The sequence below is a fragment of the Gelidibacter salicanalis genome (genome assembly GCF_007997285.1).
GTDB lineage: Bacteria > Bacteroidota > Bacteroidia > Flavobacteriales > Flavobacteriaceae > Gelidibacter > Gelidibacter salicanalis.
The window spans coordinates 385,105-403,409 of record NZ_VORX01000004.1 but is presented as its reverse complement, the minus strand read 5'-3'; the positions used below and the strand labels follow the sequence as shown (position 1 = coordinate 403,409).

Genomic DNA, 18,305 nt, shown 5'->3' with positions numbered 1-18,305 from the left:
CCCATGCATATTTTAGAAGGGATAAATGACCACTAGACCGACTTAAAAACATTGGTATCAATTCCACCAAAGCAAATTAAACACTCCGAAATTATTGGAACTATTACCGATCTCATGTCATATTGACTTTTCTTCCTCCCCATTGATTTCCAACAGACAAACTTATCTTTAAAGGGGAATATTTATGGTTATTATATCAATAAAATAATTTATAATAAATATCTTTGCGCACCCTCATATCATATATAAATTTAATTTAAGACTTCCTTCATAAAAAATTGGAGTTGTATTAAGAGAATTATTATTCAATGATACATCAAACTAATAAAACCTACAATTCTTCGAATGACTTTGCTCATCTAAATGGACAAAATAAAAAATGTATTGTAAAATTCCTGTATTTTAACGGAGCTGAAGAAGCGTTGAAAAGGTGAAAAGAGGCATTTTAAAAATGTTAACAGATAATTTGTTAAAAAACCAGCCCATAGTTATAATTAAAAATAACCATGCAGAGTGACAATTTCATCCTTTCATTTATAGTAGCTGCGATTAAACCATCCCAAATCTAAATAAGCTTAAATAATTCTATATTGAAAACTAAATTTAAAATACTTCATCTTGAAGACACCCTTTCTAATATCAATTTAGTGGAGAAAGAATTAAGAAAAGGAAATATTCAAATTGATAAAATGGTTGTTGACAATAAAGATGCTTTTGAGAATGCGCTCAAAGAATTCACACCAGATATCATCATCTCCGGAGACAAACTTGATTCCTTTGATTCAACGGAAGCCATAGAAATCATTAAACAAAAAGCACTAAAAATCCCTTTTATATTTGTGGCATCCACTAATACTGAAGAATATGCCGTTGAATTCCTAAAGGCTGGAGCAGATGATTATATTCTCAAAAATAGCTTGCACCATTTGCCACAGGTCGTACTAAACGCAATTGAAAAATCTAGAATTGAAAAAGAAGAAATGCAATTAATTTATGATCCTGCAAATCTAACTACAATTCTTAACGCTTCCAATGATAGCATCATTGGACATAGAATGGATGGCATAATAACCAGTTGGAACTTAGGCGCTACAAACCTGTTTGGTTATACAGAAGAAGAAATCCTTGGCAAAAACATTTCATCCATTATCCCGTCTGATTTGCTCACAGAAGAGTCAGAATTTATGGCTATTATTAAAAGAGGCGAATCTGTAAAGCATTTTCAAACTGAAAGATTTACCAAAAGTAAAACCCTAGTGAATGTCTCCCTTACAATCGCTCCACTTAAAGACAGCGATGGTAAAATTATTGGAGCGATAAAGATAGCCTATAACATTACCGACAGAAAAAATGCGGAAAAGATAATAATTGAGAGCAAAGAGAAATACCATTCACTTTTTAAAAATAGTATGGACGGTATCCTGCTTACAGAAACTGATGGCAAAATACTTGCGGCAAATCCTGCAGCATGTACCATGTTTAAAATGAGTGAGGAAGAAATTTGTAATGCAGGCAGATTTGGATTAGTGGATAACACAGATCCTAGGGTAGCTGCAGCTGTTGAAGAAAGACAACGTACTGGTAAAGCGACAGCAGAACTGACCTTAATTCGTGGAAATGGAGAGCGATTTCCTGGGGAGCTTAACTCTGTTATTTATAAAGATGCTAATGGCGAACAGAGGACCTCAATGATTGTCAGGGATATCAGTGAAAAACAACATGCAGAACAACTCCTAAAAAACCGCGAACAGTTTACTAGGGAAATATTGGCATCACTTCCATCGCATATTGTCGTTATAGATCAAACAGGTAATATAATTACTACCAACAAGGCATGGGATGATTTTGCAAATTCCAACGGTGCTGACACAGTCAAAGAAGTTTCTATTGGTTGCAACTATTTTGAAGTTTGCAAAAAATCAATGGCCGCGGGAGATCTTTTAGCGGGTCAAGTATTACAGGGTATTCAATCAGTATTCAATCAGGAAGCAGAAATTTTTGAACTTGAATATCCATGCCATTCTTTAGTTGAGCAAAGATGGTTCAATTTGTCTGTTACTAAATTTAGTGAAGACGATTCAAAAATTGTAATCTCACATCATAATATTACCAAAAGAAAGATCGCTGAAATTAGGCTTGAGGAAACTAAAGAGGCGCTTCAAAAAACACTTTCTGAACATCATAAGATACTTGATTTCTCATTAGATGTTATTTGTACAATCAATGCTGACGGGGAATTCGTAAATGTCAGCGCTGCCTCAGAACAGGTTTGGGGCTACACACCGGAAGAACTAATTGGTACCAAATATATCAAACTTGTGAATGATAAAGATGTGGCCAAGACCTCTATTGCCGCTAAAAAAATTCATATAAGCAAACAGATTCCACTCTTTGAAAATAGCTATGTGCACAAAAATGGTAAAATAGTTCCACTACTTTGGTCCATTAACTGGGATGAAAATCTACAATTGATGTTTTGCATTGCGAAAGATGTCACCGAGAAAAAAGGTTTGGAAAAAGCCATGAAAAATGAAAGAGATCAGTTTTACGATATGTTTTCAAAAGCTCCCTCAGCCATTGGAATGTTGAAAGGTGATAATCATGTATTTGAAATGGTCAATCCTAATTATTTACAAATGATTGGCAAAGTTGATATTATAGGTAAAACAGTAGCTGAAGTGCTTCCAGAAGTTATTGTTCAAGGATTCATTGGTATTTTGGATCATGTTTACCAAACTGGCACCACCTATTCCGGCACTGAAAAACTAGTTAAAATAGATAAATATGAAAACGGAGAAATGACCAATATTTATATAAACTTCGTTTATCAGGCTTACAGAAACGGTGAAGGAAAGATTGAGGGCGTTTTCTTTTTTATGAATGATATCACAGAACACATACAATCTAGAAAAAATATAGAAAAAAGCGAGAAACAATACCGTCAGATAGTAGAGACTGCCCAAGAAGGTATTTGGCTTATTGATGAGAACAGCAGGACAACCTTTGTAAATAAAAAAATATGTGAGCTTCTTGAATACCATGAAGATGAATTAATAGGTAAAAAGAACTCTTTCTTTATGAATGCCGATAGCAAGGAAAAAGCTCCGGCTGCATTAGAGAGAAGAAAAAGAGGAATAGCCGAAAATATGGAAATCGGTTTTATATCAAAACATGGAAAACATATCCTTACTAAGGTTTCAGCCACTCCTATTCTTGATGATCTTGGGTGTTTTAAAGGATCATTGGGAATGGTTTCAGATATTACAGAAAAAAAACATTTAGTAAAACTTTTAGAAAAATCCAACAGGCTTGCAGCAGTTGGCAGCTGGGAAATTGATGTCGTTAAAGGAACAGTCTATTGGTCAGATATCACAAAGGAGATACGTGAGGTGGACAAAGATTTTGTTCCAACCTTGGATGTTGGAATAAGTTATTTTGAGGATGGTCATAAAGATATAATCAGCCAAAAGATTAGGGAATGTATTGAAAATGGTACGCCTTGGGATGAAGAATTAAAGATCATCACTTTTAAAGGAAATGATAAATGGGTGCGTACAAAAGGAGAAGGAGAATTCTTAAATGGTATCTGTATAAAGATTCATGGGAGCTTCCAAGATATTGACAAACTTAAAAACGCTGAGATAAAAATAAAGGAAAGTGAGTTTCAATACCGACAAATAGTAGAAACTGCACAGGAAGGTATATGGATGTTAGACGAAAACAATGAAACAACTTTTGTCAATCAGAAAATGTGCGAGATTATTGGCTATTCCTTTAAAGAAATGATTGGTAAAACATATTTCTTCTTTAAAGATGAAACTGATTTGCGGATTGCCATTAATAATCTGGAGAGAAGAAAACAAGGCATAAGCGAAACTTATAAAGCTTCTTTCATGACAAAAAATGGAAGACAGATATGGACACAAATATCTTCCAACCCGATTTTTGATGATACAGGAGCTTATGGAGGTTCATTATTAATGGTCTCCGATATTACAGAGAGGCTGATGGCTGATAAATTACTAATGGAAAGTGAACAAAAATATCGAAAAATTGCTTCAGAATTAGATATTGAAAGAACTCGTCTCGTCAAAGCGCAAACTGTGGCCAAAGTTGGCAGTTGGGAAACAGATTTGAAAACTTTTCAAGTAAAATGGTCTGCCGAAACATATCGTATTTTCGGATCCACTCCTGAAAACTTTGAAGCATCCCATACAGCATTCATGAATTTTATTCACCCTGAAGACAGAGAGAAAGTAGATGCGGCCTTTAAGTCTTCACTCAATAAAAGGGGTTCAAATACACTGGAACACAGAATCGTTACCACACAAGGTATAGAGAAATGGGTTGAAGAAAATTGGTCGGTAACCAATGATGAAAAGGGCACTCCTATAATTGCAGCTGGTACTTGCCAAGATATTACGGAAAGTAAAATAGCAGCAGATAAAGTCATCAGAAACGAAGCAAAGCTAAAAGTAGCGCAACACATAGCTCGTGTGGGTAGTTATGAGATTGATATGGTGACCAAGGAGCACAGTTGGTCTGATGAATTTTATAGCATTTTAGGAATTAATGAAACTGTAAAACCCTCTAGTGAGGTCTTCGTTTCTTATATTCACCCAGATGACAGGGCTATGGCCGTAAATACGATAAAGGAAGCGCTATCTCTATATACAAATTCATCATTTCAGTTCCGTTTCATAAAATCAAATGGTGAAACAGGATACGCATTATCGGAATGGAAAGTTGAGTTTGACTCCCATCAAAACCCTATTTACATTCACGGAATTTTAAGAGACCTCACAAAAGAAAAGCAAGCAGAGAGCGAACGTCTTAAAATGATTTCTGATATTGTTCAACGTAATGGCGATCTCGAACAATTTTCATATATCGTTTCGCACAATCTCCGAGCACCTATAGCAAACATCATAGGTTTTGCAGAAATTTTGCAAGAAGAAACCATCAACCCGAAGGAACAAAAAGAACTTTTGCAAGGGCTCTCAGCATCTGTAGTAGGACTAGACACAGTCATCAAAGATATCAATACTATTTTACAAAGTAAACGTGATGATCATGAGAAAAAGGAAATCATTATCTTTTCAAAACTTGTAAATGATATTATGTTAAGTATAGGCAATCTTTTGGCAAAACATCGTGTACGCATCATAACCGATTTTTCAGATGTAGACGAAATTTATTCGCTCAAGGTTTACATTTATAGTATCTTCCATAACCTCATTAGCAATAGCATAAAATATGGCAGGCCAGAAGAACCACCACGTATCGAAATAAAAAGTAAAAAAGAAAATGGAATACTATTCCTGACTTTTAAAGACAACGGATTGGGTATTGACATGGACAAAAAAGGCAATAAAATTTTCGGACTTTACAATCGCTTCCATTCGCATGTTGAAGGAAAAGGCATGGGATTATTCATGGTGAAATCACAGGTAGAAGCGCTAGGTGGGAAAATAACTTTCACAAGTGAACCCAATAAAGGAACAGAATTTACGGTAGAATTAGAAATTTAGATTTACATTGAAATGACACAAACAATAAGGAGGTTCATCTTAGTTGATGATGATCCTCTAAACAACTTCCTGACAAAGATGATCCTGAAAAAAACATTTGGAGAAATACGCGTTCATGACTTTATTGTACCAGAAGACGGATTGGAATTTCTAAAATTTGAAGGAGCAAAAAACGATACCAAAACAAAAACAATACTCTTTTTGGACATCAATATGCCCACTCTTTCGGGGTGGGAATTTCTTGAAGCGTTTGAGCTTTTGGACGCCTCAGTAAAGGAGCAATACACTATTTATATCCTCTCGTCGTCCATTAATCTTAGTGACATAAACTTCGCGAAAGCAAATCATTTAGTTTCAGGGTTTATAGAAAAACCACTTAATAAAGCCAAACTTATTAATATACTTGGGTGATGGGAAAATAATTTACGCTCACCCTGTCCATCAATATACTTTTTACAATTAGGTATTTTCAGGAATAAGAATATATTTTATAAAAAAGCATGGCCTGTGGCATGTTTCTATCATATAAATCATTGAGAGTAAATATCTGCGCTAATAAAACGTTTCTCTACATAGGAGGTGAAGAGCGTATCCAATTTGTGTATCATCAAGTCCTACTATAAAGGAGATTAAATAATGCTTGCAGAAATTTTCACGGTCAATGGAGGTTTTAGCTCTTGGAACTCGATTAGTAATCACATTGAGTGCGGAATTAACGTTTTTTATATCAACAATCTGAACACCCAATCTAAAGTTAAAACCGTTTATGACCGACATAAAGTTTAAAACACATCCTAAGCTTTTGATATTATACTCTTTAAACCGCCCTTTAGATTCACCAGCTCTCTTCTAAATTTATTTTGTTGCAATATTTTAATCGCCAATTTACTGCGGATTCCAGATTGACAGCATACCAACAACTTCTTATTATCAGGAATTTCATGGAACCGTTTGGACAATTCATCCAAAGGAATATGAATGCTCTTAATGTAGTATGCATCTCTTTCCGTTTGGGTTCTCACATCAAGTAAATTAAAACTTGTCGGGTGTTCTTCATAAACCTGGTAACTAATTTCTTCGATATCTTTTGGAATGCCACAAAATGCTTGGTAATCATCTTCCAAAGTTGTGATGTTACTCGATATATTCTTTTCAACAAATAACAATGTTTGCTTTAAGGACAGTGCATCAAAAGTTAAAAGTTGCCCTGACATTATATTTCCCAGACCTAAGATTATTTTTAAAACTTCATTGGCTTGTAAACTTCCAATAATACCAGGCAAGACACCTAAAACGCCGATTTCTGAGCAATTTGGAATTTCGTTTAGTTTTGGTGGTGTTGGATATAAACACCTATAGGTTGGCCCATTATTAAAATTAAATACGGACACCTGCCCCTCAAATTTATGAATGGATCCAAATACTATGGGTTTATTTAGCAATACAGCAGCATCATTAATTAAGTATCGCGTAGGAAAATTATCTGTTCCATCAACTATAATATCCCAGGGCTCTAATATTTCAAGAGCATTGTCCTTTTTTAGTCTAGTTGGATAGGTCTTAAATTGAATATATGGATTTAACCCTTTCAATCGTTCAACAGCAGTGACTGCTTTACATTTGCCAAGATCTTTATGGGTGTAAAGTATTTGACGCTGAAGATTTGATTGTTCAACAATGTCATCGTCTACAATACCAATCGTCCCCACCCCTGCTGCTGACAAATATTGCAAAATAGGACAACTCAGTCCGCCGGCACCAATGACCAACACCTTTGCGTGTTTTAATTTTAATTGGCCAGCTTTTCCGACCTCATCAAGTCGTAAATGTCTGCTATATTGTTCTTGTTCCCCTTTGGATAAATTCATTTTAAACTGATTTTGAAAATGTTTCATCCCAATCTTTCCATACAACTTCATACCCTTGAGATTGTATCATTTGTTTAATTTCTTCGGTACTTCTTTCATCTGAAATCTCAAACTGTTCCAATGATTCTGGAGCAACGGCATAACCGCCTGGGTTAGTTTTAGACTCGGCACTTATAGAGGTTATTCCGAGCTTGATTATATTATTTCTGAATTTTGCGCTTTCACGTGTAGACATGGACAATTCTACATCTTCATCCAACATGCGGTAAGCGCAAATTAATTGCACCAAATCAGCATCTGTCATTTCAACTTTTGGTTGCACATTGCCTTCGTGCGGACGCAGTCTTGGAAATGAGATGGAATATTTTGTCTTCCAATAGGTCTTCTGTAAATATTTTAAATGTAATGCGGTATAAAAACTATCGACTCTCCAGTCTTCCAGACCAAACAAAGCGCCGATTCCAATTTTATGAACCCCCGCTTTTCCTAAACGATCTGGAGTGTCCATCCTATAATCAAAATTTGATTTCTTACCTTTTGGGTGATGTATTTTGTAGGTTGCTTTATGATAGGTTTCTTGATATACCAAAACCGCATACAGACCTTCTTCAATAAGAGTTTCATAGTCTTCTTGATCTAAAGGTTGCACTTCAATACTAATATTTGAGAAATGTTCTCTAATTAAACCGATGGCATTTTTTAAATAGGAAACACCAACCGTACTATTGGCTTCGCCAGTAACTAAAAGAATATGATCATAACCCAAGCGTTTAATGTGGGCTACTTCTTCGAGAATTTCTTTATCAGAAAGAGTTTTCCTTCTTATTTTATTTGTCATACTAAATCCACAGTAGGTACAAATATTTTGACATTCGTTAGAAAGATACATAGGAAGATACATCTGGATGGTATTGCCAAAACGCTTTTTTGTGAGCGCTTGACTACGCTGTGCCATTTGTTCAATAAAGGGTTTAGCGGCCGGAGAAATCAACACTTTAAAATCTTTCAATGTGATCTTCTCTTTTCCTAATACGCGCTGAACATCATTTGAAGAAATATTATAAATGTCTTGTTCTAGGGTATCCCAATCGTATAAATCGAAAGTATTTTTAAAATTACGCATTCAAAAAGGATGTTAAAGGACTGCTTGCTTCTGCATATTGTTTTTTAGAGGCCAGTTTTGCTTTGTAAGCCATTCTACCTGCTTGTACAGCTAATTTAAAGGCTTTCGCCATTTGAATGGGGTTTTGACTGACAGCAATAGCGGTATTGACCAAAACCGCATCAGCACCCAATTCCATGGCGTACGCTGCGTGCGAGGGTGCTCCAATTCCAGCATCCACGATTACGGGAACATTGCTTTGCTCTATAATAATTTCTAAAAAATCTCGAGTCATAATTCCTTTGTTGCTGCCTATTGGAGCCCCTAATGGCATCACACATTGTGCTCCTACATCTTCTAAACGTTTGCATAAAACCGGATCGGCATGGATATAAGGCATGACAACAAAACCTAATTTTACTAACGCTTCAGCGGCTTTTAAAGTTTCAATGGGATCTGGTAGTAAATATTTTGGATCTGGATGAATCTCTAATTTTATCCAATGTGTTCCTAAAGCTTCCCTGGCCAATTGCGCAGCAAAAACAGCTTCTTTAGCGGTTCTTACTCCGGAGGTATTTGGCAACACATTCAGGTGTTTTGCTTTGAGATGCATCATAATATCATCAGACTCATTTTCTAATTCTACTCTTTTTAAGGCCACCGTAACTAATTCGCTTTCAGAAGCAACAATAGCCTCTTGCATTACTTGCGAACTACTGAATTTACCCGTCCCAGTAAATAATCTGGAATTGAAGGTTTTATCGGCTATTTTTAGCACATCTATCATATTGAATTTTGATTTGTATTCCATAGGTCTTCTTGAAATTTTGAAATTCCTAGAAGCTTCTGAAATGATTTAATTTGGTTGAAATCTTGGGTGATTTCTTGAGATACCGCAATACCATAAACACCGGTTTTTATAATTTCAGGAACATCATTTAGGGTTATTCCTCCAATTGCAATCATGGGAATTTCGATTCTAAGAGATTGTAGTACGTTTATATAGCCATCCAAGCCTAAAACAGGACTTAAATTAGTTTTCGTTTTTGTAAATCTGAAAGGTCCCAATCCTATATAATCTACTTTTTTATCTATAATTTCCTTACAATCTTGACTGGTATTTGCTGTGCCCCCAACGAATTGCCAACTGTATAAATGCTCCCTGACCACCATAGGACAAGCATCTGTCTTTCCTAAATGCACCCCGTCCGCTTTTACCGTTTTGGCTATTTTATAATGGTCATTAAGGATGAATCGGGCTTGATACTGATTGGTGATTTCCCTAGCTTTTTCTGCTGTTTTTAGAAGCGTTTCATACTCCAAATTTTTTAGACGCAACTGCACCCAGTCGGCACCTGATCTACATGCATTTGTAATATTATCCAAATGCTCTTTTAAACTATCGCCCTGTGATATATACTGTAATTTTGATATCATGTTAATACTGTTTTATGGTGTATTCCTAGTAGCGAAGTGTGAGAATTCAAAAATTGTTCTGTATAAAGTTTAGCATTTCTACAAGCATCCTCCAATTCAATTTCTAAAGCAATATTGCTGGCCAAAGCGGAGGAAAAGACGCAACCGCTTCCATGTTTTTCAAAAACCTCAGCTGTATTAGGCGGTATATTGACAACCACAATACTACTGTGATACAGTTCATCCCATCCTTTTTTATACGCCCTGTGCCCACCTTTCAGATAGACATTTGTCAAATTACTGATGTGGTTAAGTGTTTCTTCAATGGTCATTTCAGGATATAAATTCTGAATTTCATCATAATTAGGCGTTATGATATAGCAAAGTTGCCAAATATTATCCAGCACACTCTGTTCTTCATTGGAATGAAAATCGAATCCCGCACTTGCTGTAAGAATGGGATCTAAAACGACTTTTATTTCAGGGTTATGGGCATGTAGTTTTTCTAAAACAAGTAGTAAAGACTGCCACGATTCGATAATTCCGATTTTGACTACTAGGATTTCAAATTGCTCAAAGAGGATGTCAATTTGAGCCATAACAATATCAGTAGTCACCCAGCTACAAGATTTAAATTTAATATCGTTTTGAACGGTGACTGCCGTACAAACTGACAAAGCATAAACCCCATGAGCTTCAAAGGCTTTGATATCTGAAGTAATCCCTGCACCGCCGCTAGGATCATGCCCGGCAATGGTTAGTATGAATTTGTGTTTGCTCAAAATAGTTTTTTTATGTCTTTAAAAGCCTCCACAGGATGAGCGCTGTTCCAGACCCCTCCTAAAACACCCACACCTTTATAACCTAAAGTTTTAAAAGATTCGATGTTTCCTGAACTTACACCGCCCATTCCGATAATGGTTTTATCAATATGATTCACATCAAAGCCACGACCTTTATAACCTTGTTTGGATAGGGATGTAAACACGGGACTTAAAAGATGATAATCAAACTCGAAATAGCACTCTTCTATAGCTTCCGGTTCATGAAAGGAGGAGCTAATAGTTTTACCATACATTTCCAAGTTTTTAAAATACCGTCCGGGATTGTCGATAGTATCTTTTCTCATTTGTTCTTGAAAATGAATGCCCTTTAAATTGAAGGTATTTATTAATTCATGAAAATTGTGCACAACAATTCGGTTATGGTATTTCTTATCTATTTCATTTAAATACGTCACATGCTCATCGTAATTTTTAAACGGTTTTCTAAGATGGTACCACTCTAATCCCTCTTCAAATAATTGATGTAGAATTTCTATTTCGTTAACGGTATCTTTCTCTGGAGCTATTAGAATTATCATAATAGATTATTGTTTTTTATAATAAGTTGCTAAAACTTGTGTGAAATAATGTTTCTGAGTTAGGGATTGCAGTGACATCCTATTGCATTTTCTGCAAAAGATAAAACGGAAAGCCCGACCACGCTTTTTTTAAAGCGTTGGAACTTCCAAATTATTACAAATATACCTCTGAACCTTTATCTTTAAATTCTTGCGATTTTTCATCCATTCCTTTTTGGATGACCTCATTGTCCACAATGTTATTATTAATGGCAAAATTTCGTACTTCATGTGATATTTTCATGGAACAGAATTTAGGGCCACACATAGAACAAAAGTGGGCTAATTTTGCGCCATCTGCAGGTAAGGTTTCATCGTGATACTCCAGCGCGCGCTCAGGGTCGAGACCTAAATTAAATTGGTCTTCCCATCGAAATTCAAAACGTGCCATACTCAACGCATTGTCCCTATGCTGCGCCCCTGGATGACCTTTTGCCAAGTCAGCAGCGTGCGCGGCTATTTTATAGGTTATCACGCCTACACGTACATCTTCTTTATTGGGCAATCCTAAATGTTCCTTTGGAGTAACGTAACATAACATGGCACAGCCAAACCAACCAATCATTGCAGCACCAATACCGGAAGTTATGTGGTCGTAACCTGGAGCAATATCAGTGGTCAATGGTCCTAAAGTATAGAAAGGTGCTTCATCACAAACTTCAATTTGCTTCTCCATATTTTCCTTGATCATATGCATAGGCACGTGCCCGGGTCCTTCAATAAAACACTGTACCTCGTGTTTTCGGGCTATTTTTGTTAATTCTCCTAAAGTTTCCAATTCGGCAAACTGGGCTTCATCATTGGCATCAGCAATAGAACCAGGGCGTAAACCATCACCTAATGAGAATGCAACATCGTACTTTTTTAATATTTCACAAATATCTTCGAAATGAGTATATAAAAAACTTTCCTTATGGTGCGCCAAACACCATTTTGCCATAATAGAACCTCCTCTAGAAACGATTCCTGTAACGCGATTGGCGGTCATGGGCACATAACGCAACAGTACGCCGGCATGGATTGTAAAATAATCAACGCCTTGTTCTGCTTGCTCAATCAATGTATCGCGAAATATTTCCCAGGTTAAATCCTCGGCAACCCCATTTACTTTTTCCAAGGCCTGGTAAATTGGCACCGTTCCTACTGGTACGGGAGAATTACGGATAATCCACTCTCGGGTTTCATGGATGTTCTGACCGGTGGACAAGTCCATAATATTGTCTGCGCCCCACCGACAGGCCCAAACTGCTTTTTCGACTTCTTCTTCAATGGAGGATGTTGTAGCAGAATTTCCGATATTAGCGTTAATTTTCACCAAAAAATTTCGTCCCAAGATCATGGGTTCAGCCTCTGGATGATTGATATTGGATGGAATGACAGCACGACCTCTGGAAACTTCATCTCGCACAAATTCCGCAGTGATTTTAGCTGGAATAGAGGCACCAAAGTGTTCTCCTTTGTGCTGCTTTCTAATTTCGGTCATTTCATCTATTCGTTGATTTTCACGAATAGCGATGTATTCCATTTCTGGCGTTATAATTCCCTTTTTTGCATAATGTAATTGGGTTACATTTTCTCCCTCTTTTGCGCGCAAAGGTTTTCTCAATAGTGAGAAACGCATATGATCTAAGCTGGTGTCATTCAAGCGCCGCTTGGAATAGCTAGATGAAAACGCCTCTAATTGTTCCACATTATTTCTGTCCAAAATCCATTGCTCGCGAATTCTTTCAATACCCTTATGAATATCAATAGCTTTGTTTGGATCTGTATAGGGACCAGAAGTATCATATACAGTTACCGGCTCGTTGGTAGTCATTTTTCCCGTGAAAGAATCTTTTGTATCGCTTAAATATATTTCGCGCATCCCAACATTGATGTGCGGGTGGATTTTACCTGATACGTAGATTTTTTTAGAATTTGGAAAAGGCTGTCTTGTAATTGACTCTTGTTTTGGTGCGGTGTCCTTAGGTTTCATAATGCAATGCTTTTAAGTAAATATGTTAGTGTTGAATGAAGTAATTACCCTCCTTGAGTGGCCTGAATAATCAAAACAGTGTCATTTTCATGAAACATTTTAGTCGCCCAAGAATTTTTTGAAATAATGGTATTATTAACTGCGACAGCTATACCATCTTGTGGAGATTTTATCTGATGAAGTAATTGAAGGATGTTGAAATCGTTGCTGACTTCTATAGATTTCTCATTAACCAGTAATTTAATCATAGTACAGTATATTTTTAAATATGCTGTAAAATTTAAAGGTTCGAGAAAGGATCAATTTGAAATGAAAGTACAGCCTTAGATGGCGTACAATTATAAAAAGTAGGTCCACACATTAAGTTGTGGATTTTGTTACTTTTCCCTTCGCTGGTACTAACCGGATCAGGTTCAAAGGGTTTTTCTCAGTTCTACATATTTAGAACACCCCTAAAGTTTACAGGACAAACTTAATGAAATATTTACTTCTACCAAATTATTGTACTTTTCTTTATCTTGAAATGAAATAAGACCGAAATATTGACCTTGGCCTATCTGTTATCATTTCTTTATAGGCCTCATCAATTTGATTAATAAACCTAAATCCTGATCAACTTTAACCTTATCATAATCTCCCTATCCGCTTCCCACTGTCAATAAAATATACATTTGTTGAAAACAGCTGTATATGAAAATCAACTATATAAACTTATCAAACGAAACCCTTCAAAAACTGCTAAACGAAGGTGATAAAGACGTTTTTAATGAAATCTATAAACGTTTTTGGAAATCTCTTTATGGTTATGCTAACAGTTTGTATAATGAGGAAAAAATCTGTGAAGATATCGTCCAAGAAGTATTTATGAGTCTCTGGGAAAAATACGAGACTGTAGAATTAACAAACATTGAAGCCTACCTCTTTAGGGCGATAAAATATAAAATATCTTCACATATTAGAGGACTAAAATATATATCCAACCAATTAATTACTGATCAAAAAACACCTCAATTAGAATCGTCTGAAAGAAATATAGAGTATTTAGAGTTGGAAACTAACTTACTTTCAGAAATTGACAAACTCACCCCAAAATGTAAAAACGTTTTTTTACTGAGTAGATTTGAGTATTTATCAAACAATGAAATTGCAATAAAACTTAATATCTCTATCCGTACTGTAGAAAAACATATCAGTGACGCCATCAAACAACTAAAATCCTCTTTACATCTCAATTAAAAACTTCCTAGGTTAAGACTATGTTTCTTTTATGCAAAGTAGAGAGTTGCAATTTTAAGAAATCATTAACCTCACTTTCTTCACTACGTGATAACCTCGAGAAATGCGACTTGCTATAAAACGACATCATTTTATAAGAAGAACACTTTATCCACTTATCTAACAAATGCACAAATATTTCTGTCACATCATAAAGACCTATTGAATCCTTCAACATAGCATATCCCTATGAAGAAAAATTTTCAGAAACCTCATCTACAACTTGAGAAGTGAGTGACACTTAAGCCAGAAACTGATTTGCGCCAATTGAAGAATGACAACTAAAAAACATAACACTATAAGAAAAAATCAAAACCAACACTTATCAACAACCCATTCACTGCTAAAGAAAATGGTACCACTATTTAAAAGTAGTATTAAACTATCAACTAATGTTAACCGATTGAAATGAACAACAAAATTCTCTTTCTTAAAAGTCAATTATTACAAAAGTCAATTTATATATTATGCTTATCATCTACACTAAGTACCACAGCTTCAACTATTATCTCTAATAAAAGCTCTGAATTTAAACACAAAACACTAGCCGCGGAGATTGCGCCACCATTCCACAGTTTTTCATCAAAACAAAAAATAGTTATAAGGGGTAAAGTAATGGATTCGTCTGGTTTCCCTTTGGCCGGAGCAACTGTCATTGAACAAGGTACAATCAATGGCACTATAACAGATATCGACGGTAATTTTCAATTAACCTTGACAGCAGAAAACACCAGTATAGCTGTTTCTTATATGGGATTCACAACTAAGACGGTATTAGCGAATACCGATACTGTACTGGAAATTATGCTACAAGAGGACATCAATGGTTTAAATGAAGTAGTTGTTACCGCATTGGGGATTAAACGGGAAGAAAAAAGATTAGGGTTCTCCCAATCTACCGTTGATGGTGAAAGTTTGGCCCAAACTAGTCCTAACAATTGGTCCTCTGGATTAATAGGAAAAGTGGCTGGTCTAAACATACTATCGTCTGGTTCTGGGCCAATGAACTCGCAACAAATAACCCTTAGAGGTAATAACTCGCTAAATGCCAATGGAAATAATGCTCTCATTGTTGTAGACGGTGTTCCTATAAATAGTGAAATGACGACATCAGGATCATCCAACGCCTATATTGGTGAAGATTCTCCAATCGATTACGGAAATGGAATTTCAGATATTAATTTGGATGATATTGAAAACGTAACCGTTTTAAAAGGACCTGGGGCAACTGCGCTTTACGGAAGTCGAGCTGCCAATGGTGCCTTAATTATTACCACAAAATCTGGCAAAAAGTCTAAAGGATTGGGAATTACCTTCAATTCAAGTATCAACCTAGACATCATTCAACGATGGCCAGATTGGCAATATAAATACGGTCAAGGAACGGGTAAAAGTTTTGATAAAGCAGGGAATCCCTATTATTCTTATGGTGCATCAGAAGATGGCAGTAGCACGGGTGGAACCAGTAGTGCATGGGGCCCAGAATTTAATGACCAGTATTATTACCAATACGACCCGAATTTAGAAGGACAATCTTTAGAGCCTCAATTATGGCAACCCTTTAAAGACAACCGCAAAGACTTCTGGCGTACCGGGATTACAACCACAAATAATATATCCATTCAGGGTGGTAATGAAAAAGGTTCTATGCGACTTTCCGTCGGACATTCAAAAAACGAATGGATTATGCCAAATACAGGTTTTGAAAGGGTAACAGCTTCCATAAATTCCAACTATCAAATTTCAGACCATGTAAAAATTGGCTCGGTAGTCAATTACAATAACAGAAGCAGTGATAATTTACCAAGTACAGGATACAACAATGGTTCTATTTCATACTTTATGATTTTTCAGAACCCGAATGTTGATTTGGACTGGTACCGAAATATTTGGCAGCAGGGACAACATCAAATTCAACAAATTCAACCCTTTAGTTCCTACATTGACAACCCTTATTTAATTGCCTATGAAGCCACCAATAGTTTAGCGAGTAATCAAATTACAGGAAATGTTTTTGGGAAAATTCAATTGGCATCTCAGTTGGAATTAATGTTAAGAACTTCATTAAACACGTATTATCAAGAACGGGAGCAGAAAAGACCTTATAGCATTAACCGTTATAAACAAGGCTATTATGAAACTCAAGATATTTGGAAACAAGAAGTCAATACTGATTTCTTATTAAGTTATGAAACAGACCTTAGTGCTCTAGTATCACTATCGGCATCTGTTGGGGGTAATTCCATGGATTATAAATACAGGAGAACTGATGCTTTTGTTGATGGTTTGGTTGTTCCTAACGTTTATAAATTAGCTAATGGCGTCAATAATCCTTTAGTTCAGACTTATGATAAAAACAAAAAGGTTAACAGTTTATACGGCCTCTTTTCGTTAGGCTTTGATAATAAAATCTTCTTAGATGTTACTGGTAGAAACGATTGGTCGAGCACGTTGCCAGCACAGAATAACGCCTTCTTCTATCCGTCAGCAAATGTGAGTTTTATCATGACTGAAATTTTCAGTCTACCCAAAGCTATGGACTATTTAAAATACCGTTTTTCATATGCACAAGTGGGTAACGACACAGATCCCTACAAAACAAGCAATTATTACAGTCAAAATGCATTTCCTAGCTCGGCCTCAGTTTCCACCAATTTATACAATGCCAACTTTAAACCAGAAATCACAACCAGTTATGAGACCGGCATAGAAGCGCGCCTATTTGACAATAAAATCAATTTGGACGCCACCGTATATGAAACCAATACCAAGAACCAAATTATCTCCGTGCCGTTAGATATTACTACAGGGTATAGTTCTGGTGTATTGAATTCTGGGGAAGTGCGTAATCGTGGGGTAGAATTCTCAATTGGCGCAAAAATTATCGATGGTGAGACGTTCAAATGGAAAAGCACCCTAACCTGGGCCCGAAATTGGAATAGGGTCATGAAACTTGCAGACGGTATAGACGGTCAACAAGAAATCGGATCAGGAGGAAATGCAACCTTATTAGCCAAAGTTGGAGGCACAACGACTGCTATCTACGGTTATGGATTTGAACGCTCTCCTGAGGGTAAAATAGTTTATGACACTGCTGGACTTCCTGCCTACCCTGATGAAATACAATATATTGGTGATGCCAGTGCAGATTGGAAAGCTGGATTAAACAACAGTTTTAGTTTCGGGAATGTCACATTTAATGTGCTTTTGGATGGGCAATATGGTGGTATTATTTATTCGCAAACGCACCATAAAAGTGTGCAGCAAGGAAAACTAACATCAACCTATCTGGGCCGAGAAGAGGGTGTTATAATTGGTGACGGGGTCGTCTTAAATACTGATGGCACCTACACCATGAACACTAAAGAAGTAATCACTCCAGATTGGTATAACCGCTATTACCGTCGTGCTAACGTGGAGTCGAATTCTTTTGATGCGTCGTTCTTAAAACTGAGAGAATTGAGTATTCAATACAATTTTTCCACAAGGACATTAAAGAACACTGGTATTTCAGGTTTAAATATTTCTTTATTCGGAAGGAACTTGGCGACTGTTTCAGATTTCCCAATTTATGATCCTGAAACTGCGGCCTTAAACGGTGATACTATTTTACCAGGAATCGAAATGGGACAATTACCTTCCCCGGCATCGTACGGGATCAACTTAAAAGTAAACTTATAAATTCAGATAAAATGACAACATTAAAATATATAATTTGTACCATATATTGTTTTAA

At 36.2% G+C, this 18,305-nt stretch carries 12 protein-coding genes and 1 riboswitch; of the genes, 4 read left to right on the top strand and 8 right to left on the bottom strand.

From position 1 onward, the window contains the following. Window positions 1-590: 590 nt before the first annotated feature. Window positions 591-5,531 (top strand): PAS domain S-box protein, encoded by a 4,941-nt coding sequence (locus tag ES711_RS10955; RefSeq protein ID WP_146893332.1) that lies wholly within the window; start codon window positions 591-593, stop codon window positions 5,529-5,531. Between the two features lie 12 nt (window positions 5,532-5,543). Further along, window positions 5,544-5,942 carry a response regulator gene (locus ES711_RS10950; RefSeq protein ID WP_246139183.1) on the top strand — a complete coding sequence of 133 codons (399 nt, stop codon included), beginning with the start codon at window positions 5,544-5,546 and terminating at the stop codon, window positions 5,940-5,942. Window positions 5,943-6,325: 383 nt separating this feature from the next. Here the strand turns inward: ES711_RS10950 and ES711_RS10945 are convergent, their stop codons facing one another. From ES711_RS10945 to thiS, 8 genes are all read right to left on the bottom strand, one after another. Next, entirely contained in the window at window positions 6,326-7,399 is a 1,074-nt protein-coding gene (locus ES711_RS10945; protein WP_146893331.1) for a ThiF family adenylyltransferase, read from the bottom strand. Between the two features lies 1 nt (window position 7,400). Then, the gene (thiH, locus tag ES711_RS10940) at window positions 7,401-8,522 is read right to left on the bottom strand and encodes a 2-iminoacetate synthase ThiH (RefSeq protein ID WP_146893330.1); all 1,122 of its coding nucleotides are present in this window, start codon (window positions 8,520-8,522) and stop codon (window positions 7,401-7,403) included. Beyond that, window positions 8,515-9,288 carry a thiazole synthase gene (locus ES711_RS10935; RefSeq protein WP_146893366.1) on the bottom strand — a complete coding sequence of 258 codons (774 nt, stop codon included), beginning with the start codon at window positions 9,286-9,288 and terminating at the stop codon, window positions 8,515-8,517. The genes thiH and ES711_RS10935 overlap by 8 nt, the downstream gene beginning before the upstream one ends. Then, complete coding sequence (gene thiE / locus ES711_RS10930) at window positions 9,285-9,938, bottom strand: thiamine phosphate synthase (protein ID WP_146893329.1); 654 nt, start codon at window positions 9,936-9,938, stop codon at window positions 9,285-9,287. Before thiE ends, ES711_RS10935 begins: the two co-directional genes overlap by 4 nt. Continuing rightward, window positions 9,935-10,699 (bottom strand): hydroxymethylpyrimidine/phosphomethylpyrimidine kinase, encoded by a 765-nt coding sequence (locus ES711_RS10925; RefSeq protein WP_146893328.1) that lies wholly within the window; start codon window positions 10,697-10,699, stop codon window positions 9,935-9,937. Before ES711_RS10925 ends, thiE begins: the two co-directional genes overlap by 4 nt. Continuing rightward, a complete protein-coding gene (locus ES711_RS10920) occupies window positions 10,696-11,280 on the bottom strand; it encodes a thiamine phosphate synthase (RefSeq protein WP_146893327.1) in 585 nt (194 codons plus the stop codon). The genes ES711_RS10925 and ES711_RS10920 overlap by 4 nt, the downstream gene beginning before the upstream one ends. A 154-nt stretch (window positions 11,281-11,434) precedes the next feature. Then, entirely contained in the window at window positions 11,435-13,294 is a 1,860-nt protein-coding gene (gene thiC, locus ES711_RS10915; protein WP_146893326.1) for a phosphomethylpyrimidine synthase ThiC, read from the bottom strand. Window positions 13,295-13,338: 44 nt separating this feature from the next. Continuing rightward, complete coding sequence (gene thiS, locus ES711_RS10910; protein WP_246139182.1) at window positions 13,339-13,542, bottom strand: sulfur carrier protein ThiS; 204 nt, start codon at window positions 13,540-13,542, stop codon at window positions 13,339-13,341. A gap of 119 nt (window positions 13,543-13,661) precedes the next feature. Beyond that, window positions 13,662-13,758, bottom strand: a riboswitch (TPP riboswitch). Window positions 13,759-13,984: 226 nt separating this feature from the next. Between thiS and ES711_RS10905 the strand changes: the two genes are divergently transcribed. Continuing rightward, window positions 13,985-14,530: an RNA polymerase sigma factor gene (locus ES711_RS10905; RefSeq protein WP_146893325.1), complete on the top strand. Its 546-nt coding sequence runs from the start codon at window positions 13,985-13,987 to the stop codon at window positions 14,528-14,530. A 447-nt stretch (window positions 14,531-14,977) separates the two neighbouring features. After that, entirely contained in the window at window positions 14,978-18,250 is a 3,273-nt protein-coding gene (locus ES711_RS10900) for a SusC/RagA family TonB-linked outer membrane protein (protein ID WP_146893324.1), read from the top strand. Window positions 18,251-18,305: the final 55 nt, after the last annotated feature.

Bases quoted from the DNA above. Each gene is read 5' to 3' on its own strand.
- thiE (WP_146893329.1), bottom strand. From the start codon at position 9,938: ATGATATCAAAATTACAGTATATATCACAGGGCGATAGTTTAAAAGAG.
- ES711_RS10905 (WP_146893325.1), top strand. From the start codon at position 13,985: ATGAAAATCAACTATATAAACTTATCAAACGAAACCCTTCAAAAACTG.
- ES711_RS10950 (WP_246139183.1), top strand. From the start codon at position 5,544: ATGACACAAACAATAAGGAGGTTCATCTTAGTTGATGATGATCCTCTA.
- ES711_RS10945 (WP_146893331.1), bottom strand. From the start codon at position 7,399: ATGAATTTATCCAAAGGGGAACAAGAACAATATAGCAGACATTTACGA.
- ES711_RS10900 (WP_146893324.1), top strand. From the start codon at position 14,978: ATGAACAACAAAATTCTCTTTCTTAAAAGTCAATTATTACAAAAGTCA.
- ES711_RS10935 (WP_146893366.1), bottom strand. From the start codon at position 9,288: ATGATAGATGTGCTAAAAATAGCCGATAAAACCTTCAATTCCAGATTA.
- thiH (WP_146893330.1), bottom strand. From the start codon at position 8,522: ATGCGTAATTTTAAAAATACTTTCGATTTATACGATTGGGATACCCTA.
- ES711_RS10920 (WP_146893327.1), bottom strand. From the start codon at position 11,280: ATGATAATTCTAATAGCTCCAGAGAAAGATACCGTTAACGAAATAGAA.
- thiC (WP_146893326.1), bottom strand. From the start codon at position 13,294: ATGAAACCTAAGGACACCGCACCAAAACAAGAGTCAATTACAAGACAG.
- thiS (WP_246139182.1), bottom strand. From the start codon at position 13,542: ATGATTAAATTACTGGTTAATGAGAAATCTATAGAAGTCAGCAACGAT.